11 protein-coding genes are annotated in these 13,111 nt (G+C 76.7%); 3 read left to right on the top strand and 8 right to left on the bottom strand.

Annotated elements, in window-relative coordinates; all coding sequences use genetic code 11:
* Positions 1-1,349 (bottom strand): DEAD/DEAH box helicase (locus tag MNY60_RS21700; protein WP_242361855.1); only part of this gene is annotated, 1,349 nt, incomplete at its 3' end.
* Between the two features lie 137 nt (positions 1,350-1,486).
* Here MNY60_RS21700 and MNY60_RS21695 point away from each other — a divergent pair.
* Positions 1,487-2,653 (top strand): hypothetical protein, encoded by a 1,167-nt coding sequence (locus tag MNY60_RS21695; protein WP_242356959.1) that lies wholly within the window; start codon positions 1,487-1,489, stop codon positions 2,651-2,653.
* A complete protein-coding gene (locus tag MNY60_RS21690) occupies positions 2,650-3,225 on the top strand; it encodes a c-type cytochrome (RefSeq protein ID WP_242340844.1) in 576 nt (191 codons plus the stop codon). Before MNY60_RS21695 ends, MNY60_RS21690 begins: the two co-directional genes overlap by 4 nt.
* Positions 3,226-3,261: 36 nt before the next feature.
* Here MNY60_RS21690 and MNY60_RS21685 read toward each other — a convergent pair whose 3' ends face one another.
* Complete coding sequence (locus tag MNY60_RS21685; protein WP_242356961.1) at positions 3,262-4,626, bottom strand: GAF domain-containing protein; 1,365 nt, start codon at positions 4,624-4,626, stop codon at positions 3,262-3,264.
* Positions 4,623-5,102, bottom strand: a complete 480-nt coding sequence (locus MNY60_RS21680) for a pyridoxamine 5'-phosphate oxidase family protein (protein WP_242356963.1) — start codon at positions 5,100-5,102, stop codon at positions 4,623-4,625. The genes MNY60_RS21685 and MNY60_RS21680 overlap by 4 nt, the downstream gene beginning before the upstream one ends.
* 219 nt (positions 5,103-5,321) lie before the next feature.
* Between MNY60_RS21680 and MNY60_RS21675 the strand changes: the two genes are divergently transcribed.
* Positions 5,322-6,860 (top strand): serine/threonine-protein kinase, encoded by a 1,539-nt coding sequence (locus MNY60_RS21675; RefSeq protein WP_242361853.1) that lies wholly within the window; start codon positions 5,322-5,324, stop codon positions 6,858-6,860.
* 6 nt (positions 6,861-6,866) lie between these two features.
* Here the strand turns inward: MNY60_RS21675 and MNY60_RS21670 are convergent, their stop codons facing one another.
* From MNY60_RS21670 to MNY60_RS21650, 5 genes are all read right to left on the bottom strand, one after another.
* Entirely contained in the window at positions 6,867-7,808 is a 942-nt protein-coding gene (locus tag MNY60_RS21670) for a DUF6328 family protein (protein WP_242340674.1), read from the bottom strand.
* Positions 7,809-7,837: 29 nt separating this feature from the next.
* A complete protein-coding gene (locus tag MNY60_RS21665; RefSeq protein WP_242361851.1) occupies positions 7,838-9,253 on the bottom strand; it encodes a (Fe-S)-binding protein in 1,416 nt (471 codons plus the stop codon).
* Positions 9,253-10,467, bottom strand: a complete 1,215-nt coding sequence (locus MNY60_RS21660; RefSeq protein ID WP_242361849.1) for an FAD-binding oxidoreductase — start codon at positions 10,465-10,467, stop codon at positions 9,253-9,255. The genes MNY60_RS21665 and MNY60_RS21660 overlap by 1 nt, the downstream gene beginning before the upstream one ends.
* On the bottom strand, positions 10,464-11,960 hold the full coding sequence (locus MNY60_RS21655) for an FAD-linked oxidase C-terminal domain-containing protein (protein ID WP_242361847.1): 1,497 nt from the start codon (positions 11,958-11,960) through the stop codon (positions 10,464-10,466). Before MNY60_RS21655 ends, MNY60_RS21660 begins: the two co-directional genes overlap by 4 nt.
* Positions 11,957-13,111 (bottom strand): TRAP transporter large permease subunit (locus MNY60_RS21650; RefSeq protein ID WP_242361845.1); only part of this gene is annotated, 1,155 nt, incomplete at its 5' end. The genes MNY60_RS21650 and MNY60_RS21655, both read right to left, overlap by 4 nt.

The following is a 13,111-nucleotide window of genomic DNA, read 5'->3' as shown; positions in this document are numbered from 1 at the left end:
CGGGCCGGCGCCTCGCGCGCGGCGCGGGCCGTCTCGGGCAGCTCCTCCGGCGCGGGCAGGCGCGCCCGGTCCCGCCGCACGAGCGCGACCGCCAGCTCGACGGCGGAGCGGGTCTCGACGAGCCGGCGCGCCGCGGCGAGGTCCTCCTCCGGCGCGTCGGCGGCGAGCGCGGCGACGTCCGCCCCGAGCCGCTCGGCGTCGCCCGCGCGGATCGCCTCCGCCGTCGGCACCGCCGTCCACTCGGCGGCCACCCCCGCCTCGCGCAGCATCCGCTCGAGCCGATACCGCTCCGGCGGCGCCGCGAGCAGCACGGCCACGCCCTTGCGCCCGGCGCGGCCGGTCCGCCCGCTGCGGTGCTGGAGCGCCTCCGCGTCGCGGGGCAGGTCCGCGTGCAGCACGAGGGCGATGCCCGGCAGGTCGAGGCCGCGGGCGGCGACGTCGGTCGCGACGAGGACGCGCGCGCGGCCGTCCCGGAGCGACTTCAGGGCGCGCGTGCGCTCCGCCTGGGTGAGCTCGCCCGAGATGGCCACCACCTCGAACCCCCGCTCGCCCAGGCCGGCCGCGGTGTGCTGGACGGCCTCGCGCGTCGCGCGGAAGACGAGCGCGCTCGGCGGGTCGGCCTCGCGCAGGACGTTCACGATCGCGTGCTCGCGCTCGCGCGCCGCGACGAGGTGCGCGCGGTAGGCGATGTCGGCGTGCGCCTCGCCCGCGGGCGTCGCGGCCACGCGCGCGGGCTCGCGCGTGTAGCGCTTCGCGAGCTCGACGATGGGGCGCGGCAGCGTGGCCGAGAAGAGCACGGTGCGCCGGTCGGGCGGCGCCGCCCCGAGCAGCTTCTCGAGCTCCTCGCGGAAGCCCATGTCGAGCATCTCGTCCGCCTCGTCGAGGACGAGGGCGCGCACGGCGGAGAGATCGAGCGCGCCGCGCTCGAGGTGGTCGACGAGCCGGCCGGGCGTCCCGACGACGACGTGCACCCCGTCGGCGAGCGCGCGCGCCTCGCGCCGCGGGTCCATGCCGCCGACGCACGACGCCACGCGCCCGCCCGCGTCCGCGAACAGCCAGGCGAGCTCGCGCTGCACCTGGATCGCGAGCTCGCGCGTCGGCGCGACGACCAGCGCGCCCGGCGCCCCCGCCTCGCCGAACGTCCCGGCGTCCTCGAGGAGCGTCTCTGCGAGGGCGAGGCCGAAGGCGATGGTCTTGCCCGAGCCGGTGCGCGACGAGACGAGCAGATCGCGGCCGCGGTGCGCGGCGTCGAGGACGGCGGCCTGGACCGGCGTCGGCTCGGCGTAGCCGCGGCGGTCGAGGGCGGGGAGGAGCGCGGGGTGGGCCCCGATGGAGCTGAAGGTGTTCACGGGCTACGTTCTAACCCCGACGCGCGGCCGTTAGGCATTTCTTAGGAAGCGCGGAGGGATCATTTAGGAAGCGGGCGCCCCTGCCCCCAGGCACATTGCGCACGCACGGCGCGGCGGGCCGCCGGAGCGGAGGCGCGATGCGGGGGACCGGACGGGCGAGGCTTCGCGGCGGCTCCCGGCGGCGCCTCACCGCGCTGGCGGCGGCCGCCGTCCTCGCCGGCGCCCTCCTCCTCCTCGGCGCCGCCGTGAGCGCCTCCGCCCCGGCGCTCGACCCGGCGGGGACGGAGGAGACCTCCGTCGCGAAGGCGCCCCCCCGGCTCGCCGACACCGGGCTCTACGCGGACGCCGCGACGCGCCGGATCGACCCCGCGGTGCTCCCCTATACGCCGCAGTATCCGCTGTGGTCGGACGGCGCGACGAAGCGGCGCTGGATCCGCCTGCCGCCCGGCTCCGCGATCGACGCCACCGATCCGGACGCGTGGGTCTTCCCGATCGGCACGCGGCTCTGGAAGGAGTTCAGCTTCGGCCGGCGGATCGAGACGCGCTACCTGGAGCGGGTGGCCGACGGCTCGTGGATCTTCGCGGCCTACGTCTGGACGGACGACGGCGCCGACGCGGTGCTCGCGCCCGAGCGCGGGATCCGCGGCGCGGCCGAGAGCCGCCCGGGGGTCCCTCACGACATCCCGTCCGTCTACGACTGCCGCGCCTGCCACGAGGGCGGCCCCACGCCGGTGCTCGGGTTCTCCGCGCTGCAGCTCTCTCCGGATCGCGACCCGCTCGCCGCGCACGCGGAGCGGCCCGGCGCGGGGGACGTGGACCTGCCCGCGCTCGTCGCGCGCGGGCTCCTCCGCGGGCTGCCCGAGGCGCTCCTCCGCCGGCCCCCGCGGATCGCGGCGCAGACGCCGGTCGCGCGCGCCGCTCTCGGCTACCTGCACGCGAACTGCGGCATCTGCCACGACGCCCGCGGGCCGCTCGCGACCCTGGGGCTCTCGCTCGCGCAGCGCGTCGGGCCAGGCGCTCGGCAGGACGCGGCCCTCGCGACCGCGGTCGGCGTGGCGAGCCGCTTCCGCCCGGCCGGCACCCCCGAGGGCGACGTCCCGTCGCGGATCCGCCCCGGCGATCCGGACCGGAGCGTCCTCCTCGCGCGCATGGCCTCGCGCGACCCGCTGCTCCAGATGCCGCCGCTCGGGACCCACGCCGTGGACGGCGCCGCCGTCGCGCTCGTCTCCAGGTTCATCCGCGAGCTCCGGCCCGGCCCCGCCGCCCTCTCTCGCAGCACCCCACGCCAGGAGGAAGCCCGATGAAGAAGCGCATCGTCCCCGTCGCCCTCGGCGGCGCCGCCCTGCTCGCCGCGCTCGCGCTCACCCGCGTGAGCGCGGACGCGGGGGGCGACGTGGCCCGCGGCAAGTACCTCGTCACCGCCAGCGGCTGCAACGACTGTCACACTCCGTGGAAGCCCGGGAAGAGCGGCGCCCCCGAGCCGGACATGACGCGGATGCTCTCGGGGCACCCCGAGCAGCTGACGATGCCCGCCGCCCCGGCGCTGCCGCAGGGGCCCTGGATGATCACCGGGGCCGGGTCCATGACGGCCTGGTCGGGCCCGTGGGGCGTGAGCTTCGCGGCGAACCTGACGCCGGACGCGGAGACCGGGCTCGGCAAGTGGACGGAGAAGGAGTTCGTCGACGCCATGCGCTCCGGCCGGCACATGGGCAGGGGGCGGCCGATCCTCCCGCCGATGCCCTGGCAGAACGCCGCCACCCTGACCGACGCCGACCTGCGCGCGATGTTCGCCTACCTGCGCTCCATCCCGGCCATCAAGAACCGGGTGCCGGAGCCGCGCCCGCCCGAGCTCGCCACCGCCAAGCCGGCGCGGTGACGCCCGATGCGCTCGGCCGCCTCGCGCGCGGGCACCTCACCCGCACTCCTTCTCGAGGAGCGAGACCGCGCAGTCGAGCTCGAGCGCGAACCGGCCGCGCCGCACCGGCACGAGCCGGACCTCCGGACACTTCTCCTGGAGACGCCGGCGCAGCAGGATGAGCCGGCTCTCCAGGTTGTCCTTCACGGCCGGCAGGCCGAGGGCGGGGTCGAGCCGGAGCTCGCGGTTCGTGAACTCGGTACGCCCCTCCCGCCGGTGCTGCCCGAGCAGCTTCCACAGGATCCGGCCGGGCACGTTGCGGATGAGGTACTCCCCGTCGACGAAGACGCAGTCGTCGTTGCGGTAGTAGCAGAACACGCGCCTGCGCTCGGGGGCCGGGGCGAGCCGGGGCGCAGGGAACGGCCCCGTCCCCTCTCCTGCCGGCCGCAGGCGATCCATCCCCATCGCGATCTGGTTCCCCACGATCCCGAGGAAGGCCTCGTCCCAGTCGTCGAAGCAGAGCGGATCGCGGCTCTCGAACGCGAGCACGCCGACGAGCCGGTCCCTCACGAGCAGCGGGAGCGCGAGCTGCGCCTGGGCGTCGGGGAGGCCGGGGAGCGGGACCTCCGGCGGGAGCGTTCCGCCCCCGGCCGCCTCGAGGCGCTCGCGCACCGCGCGCCCGTAGCGCAGCTCCGCCCCGACCCCCGCGACGCGGAGCATCCGCCGCCGCTGCGCCACGCAGCCGATGATCCCGGCCCCGATCCGGGCCCTCGCGCCGAGGGCCGCCTCGCCGTAGCCGTGGCTCGCGATCGCGACGAGCTCCGCCCCGCCCGCGGGGACGAGCACCATCGCGTGCGAGAACCCGAACAGCGCGTCGAGCGCCTCGAGCGCCCCCGCGAGCAGCGCCGGGAGGTCCGGGGCGCGCGCGATCCGGTCGGAGACGACCTGCAGCCCGCGTATCTCCGTGAGCGGCCCCGCCGGCAGCGGCGGCGCGGCCTCCTCGAGGGCGGGATCGGCCGGGAGGAGGAGCCCCTCCACCCGCTCCACCGAGAGCACCTCGTAGACGTCGGCGGAGCGCAGCGCGAAGACGCCGGTCATGCCGGTGTGCGAGGCGATCACCTGGATGCGCAGGGCCATCGTGTCGAACAGCGGCCCCTCGGTCTCCGCGTGCTCGAAGCGCAGGCGCAGCCGGTAGGCCTCGAAGGTGAGCGGGTGGTAGAGCAGCACGGAGGCGAGCGGGTTCTCCTCGACGTTGCGCCGCGTCTTGTTGAAGAACTGGCAGGAGAGCGCGACGCGCCGGGGGTCGACGTACTGGACCTGCGACAGGTACGTGACGTTCGGCTCGCCGTCGCGGCCGCAGGTCGCGATCTGGGCCGGCACGATGCCCGGGAAGCACGGGCCGAGCTCCTCGAGGCGGATCATGGCGCGCGCCCCGCGACGTCGACGAGCGGGGCGCCCGCGTCGGGCCCGGGCGTCTGCACGAACACGCCCTCCACGCGGACGCGCACCGCGTGGCACGGCCAGTGCGCGAGCCGGAGCGTGGCGCGCGCGGGGATCCCGATGACGCCCCACGCGTCGGCCAGCGCGTCGAGGTACCGCTCCACCCTCTCGCGCTCGTCCGCGCCCGCCTCGCCGACCTCGACGGCGCGGCCCTTCACCTGCACCGAGCGATGGTCCGCGGCGCGCGAGAAGCAGACCGCGATCCTGCCGTTGTCGCGGAGGTTCGCGAGCGCCTCCCTGGAGGTCGCCGCGGGCAGGAACACCGTGAGCTCGGCGCCGCCGCGCTCCACGCGCACGCCCATCGCGCGCAGGGCGTCCGGCGACAGCCGCGCGTCGCGCGTGGCGACGAGCACCGAGACCCCGGATTCGAGAAAGCCGGCGAGCTGCGCGGGGATCACCCAGACCTCCGACCTCGGATCCTAAAGGCCCACGTTCGCGCGCACCGCGCGCACCCGGCCCCGGAGACGGGTCCCGGGCGGGGTCCTGTGGCCCTTGCACTCCGAACGCGGGACGGGACGCGCCTCTCCGCGTCCCGTCTTCCTGCGGCTTCTCCCGGCCGAAGAGAGCCGCTACCGTGTCTCATCGCCCCGGTGCGACGACCGCCGGCGGAGGCGCGGGTGACCCCACAGGAAACGCTCGAGCTCGCCGCCAGGGCGCGCGCCCCGGCCCCTGCGCGTCCCGAAGGAACGCTGGAGGACGCGATCCGCCCGGGCCTGCTGCTCGACGGGCGCTACCTCCTGCAGACGCTGCTCGACGAGGGCGGGACCTCGAGCGTCTGGCGCGCGGAGAACGTCCGTATCGGGCGCGCCGTCGCGGTGAAGATCCTCCGGGCGGAGGTCGCGCACAGCCCGCGCGACGTCGAGCGCTTCCGGCGCGAGGCCCAGATCGCCGTGCGCCTGTCCTCGCCGCACGTCGTGGACGTGCTCGACTTCGGCGACGCGCCCGGCGGCGCGCTGTACCTCGTGATGGAGCTCCTCGCCGGCGCGTCGCTGCGTGAGCGGCTGCGCCGGGACGAGCGGCTGCCGTCCGCCCGCGTGACGGAGCTGCTCCGCCAGCTCCTCGCCGGCCTCGACGCGGCGCACCGCGCCGGCATCGTCCACCGCGACCTGAAGCCCGACAACCTGTGGCTCGTCCCGCTGCCGGACGGCGAGGAGCGGCTCAAGATCCTCGACTTCGGGATCGCCAAGCTCGCGGAGCCCTCCCCGCCCACCGAGCGCGACCAGGCGGGCTTCGTCGTCGGGACGCCGCAGTTCCTCTCGCCGGAGCAGGCGGTCGGCGCGGAGGTGGATCACCGCGCGGACCTCTACAGCGCCGGGATCATCGCCTGGCTGCTCGCGACGGGCCGTCACCCCTTCCCGACCCACGATCCGCTGACGCTCCTGCGCGCCCACGCCTACGAGCCGGTCCCCTCGCCCGCGGACGAGTGCCCGTCGCTGGCGGCGCACCCGGCGCTCCTGCGCTTCATCGCGCGCGCCACGGAGAAGGACCCCGACCGGCGCGCCCAGAGCGCCGCCGAGCTCCTCGAGATCCTCGAGGGCCGAGCCGTCTCCGCGACGCCGGTCCTCACGGCGACCGGACCCGCGCTGGCGCCCCCGCTCCGCGCCGCGCTCGCCGCGCCGGCGCGCAGCGGGCTCGTGCGGTCGGCGGCGGCGGTCGCGCTCGCCGCGGCGCTCGCGCTGACCTGGGCGACGCTGCGGCCGCCGCCCGATCGGCTCATCGCCGACGGCCGCGTCGGGGACGCGGAGGACCGGATCGGCGCGCTCGCTGCGCGGCGCGGCCCCACGGATCCGGAGGTCCTCTACCTCGGCGGCCTCCTCGAGGCGGCGCGCGCGGAGCGCGACGCACCCGAGCGGCTGCCGCACGCCTTCATCGCCTGGTCGCGCGCCCTGGCCGCGGGGAGCCCGGGCGCGCTCGCCGTGCTCGAGCGCCAGGCGCAGTCCGAGCGCTGCGATCGCCGGCGCCTCGCGGCGCGCGCCCTCGGCGACTCCGGCGCGCTCGCCGGGCTCGAGCCGCTGCGCGCGATCGCCGCCGCGGAGCCGGCCCTCCCCGAGCCCGACGGCGCGCTCGCGCGGGTCATGCGCGAGGTCGGCCCGCGCTGCGGCGCGGGAGACCTCGCGCGCCGCGCCATCCGGGAGCTCGAGGCGACGCGGCGCTGACTTCCTTCACCGGTCCGAGACCTGCGGGGCCGCACGCGGCCGGCCCCGGCGCAGCGCGCGCGCCGCGAGCGGCAGCGCGAACCAGGTCCCGGCGAGGAGCGCGAACGTCGCCCCGGCGACCGCGACGGGAAGGCCCTGCGAGCCGGGTACGAGCCGGACGGTCACGACGCCGAGGTCGACGGCGAGGGCGACCGCGAGCGGCAGGATCGCCGCGACGACGAAGCGCGTCGCCACGCGATGGAACGCCTCCGTCTCCTCCCCGCGCTCGACGATGCGATGCCAGGCGGCGGGCGCGACGAGCAGGACGATGGTGAGGACCCCGAACCCCACCGCGCCGACGTGCGCCCATTGCGCCTCGCGCGGCAGCTCCCGGAACGCCCGCGTCATCATCACCGCGAGCTGGAACCCGAGCAGCGCCTGCGCGCCGGGGAGCACCATGCGCGCCTCGGTGAGCACGTGCCGGATCTTCTTCTCGACGCTCGAGTCGCTCACCTCCGTGCCCTCCTCCCGTGGCGGGCGTCTCCTGCGCGCGACGCCCGTCGCGGCGTACCAGGTCCCCACGGCGACGAGCGCCACCGCGGCGCCCGCGAGCACCGCGCCGAGCGCGCCGGCGACCGGCTGGAGCCCGATCGCCACGTCCCCGGAGAGCCCCAGCGCGAACGGCAGGAGCGCGAGCGACACCGCCCGCATCGTCAGGCGGTGGATCCCCTCGGTGTCCTCGCCGGCCTCCACGAGGCGGTGCCACGGCGAGGGCAGCACCACGAGCGCGAGCGCGAGGAGCAGCGTGACGAGCGTCGCGAGCTTCGAGGCCCTCGCCCACCCGGGCAGCTCCTCGAAGCCCGGCTCGAAGAACGCCCGGAGGTCGAACCCGATGAGCACCTGGAGCCCGAGGACCAGGATCCGCGCCTCGTCGAGCGCGTTCTGGACCTTGCTCGAGAGCTCCGCCACCTCCGAACGCTGCGGCGCGCCGCCCGGCGCTACAAGGTGCGGGGAGGCGGCGAGGCGCCCGGCCGTCCGGAGTCGGCCTCCTCGGCGGCCCGGATGGCGCGGTCGAGGAGCTCGATGGGGTGGGCGGCCGGGAGCTCCGCACCACGCTCCGCCAGCATGCGGCGGATGTGGAGCGAGCAGCCGGGGTTCGCGCTCGCGAGCAGCGTCGCGCGCGTGGAGAGCACCGCCTCCGCCTTGCGCCGGCCGATCTCGACGGCGGCCTCCGGCTCCACGAGGTTGTAGACGCCCGCGGAGCCGCAGCACTGCTCGCCGTCGGGGACCTCGACGAGCTCGAGCTCGGGGATGGTGCGGAGCAGCGCCCGGGGCGGCTCGTTCACGCGCTGCGCGTGCCCGAGGTGGCAGGGCGAGTGGTAGGCGACGCGCGCGCGGAGGGCGGCGCGGCGGGCCCGCGGCGGGAGCGCGGCGAGGAGCTCGGTCACGTCCTTCACGCGCGCCGCGAACGCGCGCGCCCGGGGCTCGAAGGGATCGCCCTCGAACAGCGCGCCCACGTCCTTGAGGTGCGAGCCGCAGCCGGCCGCGTTCACGACGACGACGTCGATCGCCTCGCGCTCGAACCGCTCGATGAGCCGGCGAGTGAGCCGCCGCGCCTCGGCCTCGCGCCCGACGTGCAGCGAGAGCGCGCCGCAGCAGCCCTGCCGGCGCGGCGCCACGACGTCCACGCCCTCCGCGGCGAGCACGCGGACGGTGGCCGCGTTCACGCCCGGGAAGAAGACCCGCTGGACGCAGCCGGTGACGAGGCCGGCGCGCAGCCGCCGCGCGCCGCGGGCGGGCGTCCGCTCGGGCAGGCGGGCGAGGAGGTCGCGCAGCGGCACGACGGGCGCGAGGGCGTCGAGCGCGGCGAGCCGCCGCGAGAAGCGCAGGAGCCCGAGCCGGCGCGCGAGCCGCTGCAACCCGCTCGCGCGCCACGCCCACAGGAGGAGCGCCGCGCCGCGCAGCCGCCCGGGCCGCGGGAACAGCGCGAACACGCCGGCGCGGTGCAGGCGGTCCGCCGGCGCGCGCCTGAGCTCGCGCTCCACCCGGAAGCGCGCCGCCTCGATGACGTGGTCGTAGCGCACGCCCGAGGGGCACGCGGTCATGCAGGCCATGCAGCCCAGGCAGCGGTCGAAGTGCTCTGCGACGACGGGCGACATCGCGACGCGGCCATCCTCGAGCGCCTGGAAGAGGTCGATGCGCCCGCGCGGCGAGTCCATCTCCTCCTGCCAGCTCTGCCACGTGGGGCAGACCGGCAGGCAGAAGCCGCAGTGGACGCAGTCGTCCGCCGGGTTCCGCGCCCGCTCCGGCGCGCCGCCGCTGCGGCTCGTGCCGCGGTCCTCGGCGGGCACGCCGCGCGCGTCGCGGGCGGCCGTCCGCTGGGTGGCGATGCGGGCGTCGTCGGCCGTCGGCATCAGATCCCCCCCGCGAGCCGCCCGGGCGCGAGCCGCCCGTCCGGATCGAGCTCACGCTTCAGCCTGCGCATCACCTCGACGGCGGGCGGCGGATCGCCCCACGGGTCCGCGACGGCGCGCAGCGCGGCCGGCGCCGCGGCGAGCACGAGCGAGCCGTTCCCGGGCCGGAGCGCCACGCGGGCCGCGGCCACCGCGCTCCCGGTCGCCTCGGCGCGCGAGAGCGCTCCCGCGACGAACGCGATCCCGAGCGCGGGGTGGAGCACGAGGGCCCCCGCGGTGAGCGTCGCCGCGAGGGGCTCGAGCGCCCGCACCGCGCCCTCGAGCGACGCGGGCGGGAAGGCGGCCTTCGCCCGCACGTCCCCGGCGAGGCGGAGCGCGTCGTGCCGCGCCCAGAGCGCCGCCTCGTCGGCGCCCGCGAGCGCCTCGCACCGGGGGTCGAGCGCGAGGAGCCGCTCGGCCTGCTCCCGCACGCCCGGACCGAACCCCTCGAAGCGGATGGCGAGCCGGAACCGGTCGCCCTCCTGGAGCGCCGCCATCGCCACCGGATCGAGGCGCGCGTCGAGCGCGGCGCGCGCGAGGGCGCGGACCTCCGCGGGCGTGAGGCCCGGGACGGCCACCGTGGCCGACGCCTCGGGCAGCGGGTGGAGCCGGAAGACCACCTCCGCGACGAGGGCGAGCGAGCCGAGCGAGCCGCAGAGGAGCCGCGGGAGATCGAACCCCGCCACGTTCTTCACGACCTTGCCGCCGCCGCGCGCGACGACGCCGTCCGCCCGGACGAGGGTCACGCCGACCACGAGATCGCGCACCGTGCCGAAGCGCGTCCGGCGGGGGCCGAAGGCGTTCGCCGCCACGACGCCCCCCACCGTCGCACGCTCCGGGTGCGGGGGATCGAGCGCGAGGCGCTGCCCGTGCGGCGCGAGGTGGCGCTGGAGCGCGGCGATCGTCAGCCCCGCCTCGACGGCGACGATCTGGTCGGCGGGGGCGTGCTCCTTCACGCGGTCGAGCCGGCGCGTGTGGAGCACGGCGTCGAGCCGCGCGGGCGGTGCCCCGAGCTCGAGGTCCGTGCCGCCCCCGATGAACGTCACCGCGGCGCGGTCGCGGGCGAGCGCACGCATCGCGTCGGCCGCCTCGTCGAGGGAGCCGGGCTCGAGCGCCACCCGCGGGGTGAGGCCCAGGACGGCGTCTCCGTCCGCCGCCGCGCGCACCGCGCTCACCAGCGCTCCGCGAGCCCGGCCACCTCGGCGGGGTGGGGGCGGTAGGGGCCGGGCTTCTCGCCGCAGAGGCGCGGCGTCGGGAAGACCTTGCCCGGGTTCATGAGCGCGGCGCCGTCGAAGGCGCAGCGGACGCGCTGCATCGTGTCGAGATCGTCCGGCCCGAACTGCTCCGCCATGTACGCGGCCTTCTCCGCGCCGACGCCGTGCTCGCCGGTGATCGAGCCGCCGTAGCGGATGCACAGGCGCAGGATCTCGCCGCCGAGCCGGGCCGCGCGCTCCTCCTCGCCCGGCACGCGCGCGTCGTAGAGCACGAGCGGGTGGAGGTTCCCGTCCCCGGCGTGGAAGACGTTCGCCACCCGCAGCCCCGCCTCCTCGGCGAGGCGCCCGATGTCGCGCAGCACCCGCGCGATCTCCGAGCGCGGGATGACTCCGTCCTCGACGAGGTAGCTCGGGCTGATCCGGCCCACGGCCGCGAACGCCGACTTTCGCCCCTTCCACATGAGCTGCCGCTCCGCCTCGTCGCGCGGCACGCGGATCTCGAGCGCGCCCGCCGCGCGCGCGATCTCGATGGCGCGCGCCGAGACGTGCTCGACCTCGGCGCGGGGGCCGTCCGCGTCCATGAGCAGCGCCGCGCCCACGTCCGGCCAGTCGAGGCCCGTCGCGGCCTTGGCCGCCACGATCGCGAGCCGGTCCATCATCTCGATCGCCGCGGGCAGGATGCCCGCCGCGATGATGCCGGAGACCGCGGCGCCCGCCTCGTCGGTGGAGGGGAAGGTCGCGAAGAAGGTCCGCGTGGTCTCGGGCTTGCGCAGGAGCCGGACGGTGACCTCGGTGACCACGCCGAGCATCCCCTCGCTCCCGACCAGCGCGGCGAGCAGGTCGTAGCCGGGCGCGTCCGGCGCCGGACCGCCCAGGTCGACGACGGCGCCGTCGGAGAGGACGACGCGGGCGGCGAGCACGTGGTTCGTCGTGAAGCCGTACTTGAGGCAGTGCGCGCCGCCGGAGTTCTCGGCGACGTTGCCGCCGATCGAGCAGACGCTCTGCGACGAGGGATCGGGCGCGTAGTAGAAGCCGGCGCCGGCCACCGCGCGCGTGACGTCGAGGTTGATGACGCCGGGCTCGACCCGCGCCCAGCCGTTCTCGAGGTCCAGCTCCAGGATCCGCCGCATGCGCGAGAGCGAGAGGACCGCGCAGCCCGGCACCGGGCGCGCGCCGCCGGACAGGCCGGTCCCCGCGCCCCGCGGCACGAGCGGCACGCTCGCGTCGCGCGCCACGCGGACGACGGCCGCGACCTCCTCGGTCGAGCCGGGGAGGACGACGAGGTCCGGGCGGACGCGGCCGTGGGTCAGGCCGTCGCACTCGTAGACGAGCAGCTCCGCGGGATCGACGACCACGTTCCGGGGCCCGACGATCGCCGCGAGCTTCCAGGCGACGGCCCGCGCGCCGGCGCCTCCCCGCTGGGCCGTCTCCCCTGCTGCGCTCCGAGCGGTCACCGGTAGAGCACCTCCGGGAGCCAGAGGCCGATCGCGGGGAAGAGGTAGAGCAGCAGGACCGCGAGGACCTGGATCGCCATGAACGGCATCATGCCCGCGAAGATCTGGTTCAGGGTCACGTGCTTGGGCGCGACCCCCTTCAGGTAGAAGGCGGCCATCGCGACGGGCGGCGACAGGAACGCGGTCTGGAGGTTCAGCGCCACGAGCAGGCCGAAGAACAGCGGGTCGATCTCGAAGTGGCCGAGGAGCGGGATGAAGATCGGCATGAAGATGACGATGATCTCCGTCCATTCCAGGGGCCAACCCAGGAGGAAGATGATGACCTGGGCGAGCAGCATGAACTGCACGGGCGAGAGGTTCAGCCCGAGCACCCAGTGCTCGATGATCTGCTGCCCGCCGAGGAGCGCAAAGGCCGCCGAGAAGATCGACGAGCCGACGAACAGCCAGCAGACCATGGCGGTCGTCTTCGCGGTCAGGAACACCGACTCCTTGATCACGCTCCAGCGGAACTGGCGGTAGGCGGCGGTGAGGAGCATGGCGCCGGCGGCGCCGAGGGCCGCCGCCTCGGTCGGCGTCGCCCACCCGAAGATGATCGACCCGAGCACGGCGAGGATGAGCGCCGTGAGCGGGAAGAACGAGGTGAGCAGCATCTTCAGGATCTCGAGCCGCTCGAACGTGAAGATGGCGTAGTGCAGCACGAGCACCACGAGGGCCGCCGCGAGCGCGATCCAGAACGCGAGGGGCACCGGCTTGCGCCCTGGGCCCTCCGCCACGCGGGCGCCCTCCGCGCGCTCCGCGGCCGCCTCGAGCGCCGACCCCGGCGCCTCCGCGCCCGGAGGCTCGGCGAGCGTCCCGGGGACGGGCTCCGCCAGAGGCGGCTCCGCCACGCCCGGCGCCGCGGCCGCCTCGGCCTCGCCCGGCGGCTCCGCCACGCCCTCGTACACGAACGCGTCGGCGCCGCCGCCGGTCTCGGCGATCTCGCGCAGCCCGCCGGTGTCGATGACGATCTCCCGCGTCACGGCCTGGTGGACGACGAGGAACCCGAGCGCGGCGAGCAGCGCGGGCAGCGCGGAGACGGCGAGCTGGCCGGCGACCCAGCGCCGCCGCGGGCCGCCGGGCGCGGGGCGCACGAGCGCGGCGACGAGGCCGGG

Origin of the sequence: Anaeromyxobacter sp. SG17, assembly GCF_022690695.1 — a bacterium.
GTDB lineage: Bacteria > Myxococcota > Myxococcia > Myxococcales > Anaeromyxobacteraceae > Anaeromyxobacter > Anaeromyxobacter soli.
The sequence above is the reverse complement of the archived record's forward strand: the minus strand, read 5'-3'. Positions and strand labels throughout refer to the sequence as shown.

Coding starts and splice junctions, on each gene's coding strand:
- MNY60_RS21690 (WP_242340844.1), top strand. CDS start 2,650: ATGAAGAAGCGCATCGTCCCCGTCGCCCTCGGCGGCGCCGCCCTGCTC.
- MNY60_RS21695 (WP_242356959.1), top strand. CDS start 1,487: ATGCGGGGGACCGGACGGGCGAGGCTTCGCGGCGGCTCCCGGCGGCGC.
- MNY60_RS21685 (WP_242356961.1), bottom strand. CDS start 4,626: ATGATCCGCCTCGAGGAGCTCGGCCCGTGCTTCCCGGGCATCGTGCCG.
- MNY60_RS21665 (WP_242361851.1), bottom strand. CDS start 9,253: ATGCCGACGGCCGACGACGCCCGCATCGCCACCCAGCGGACGGCCGCC.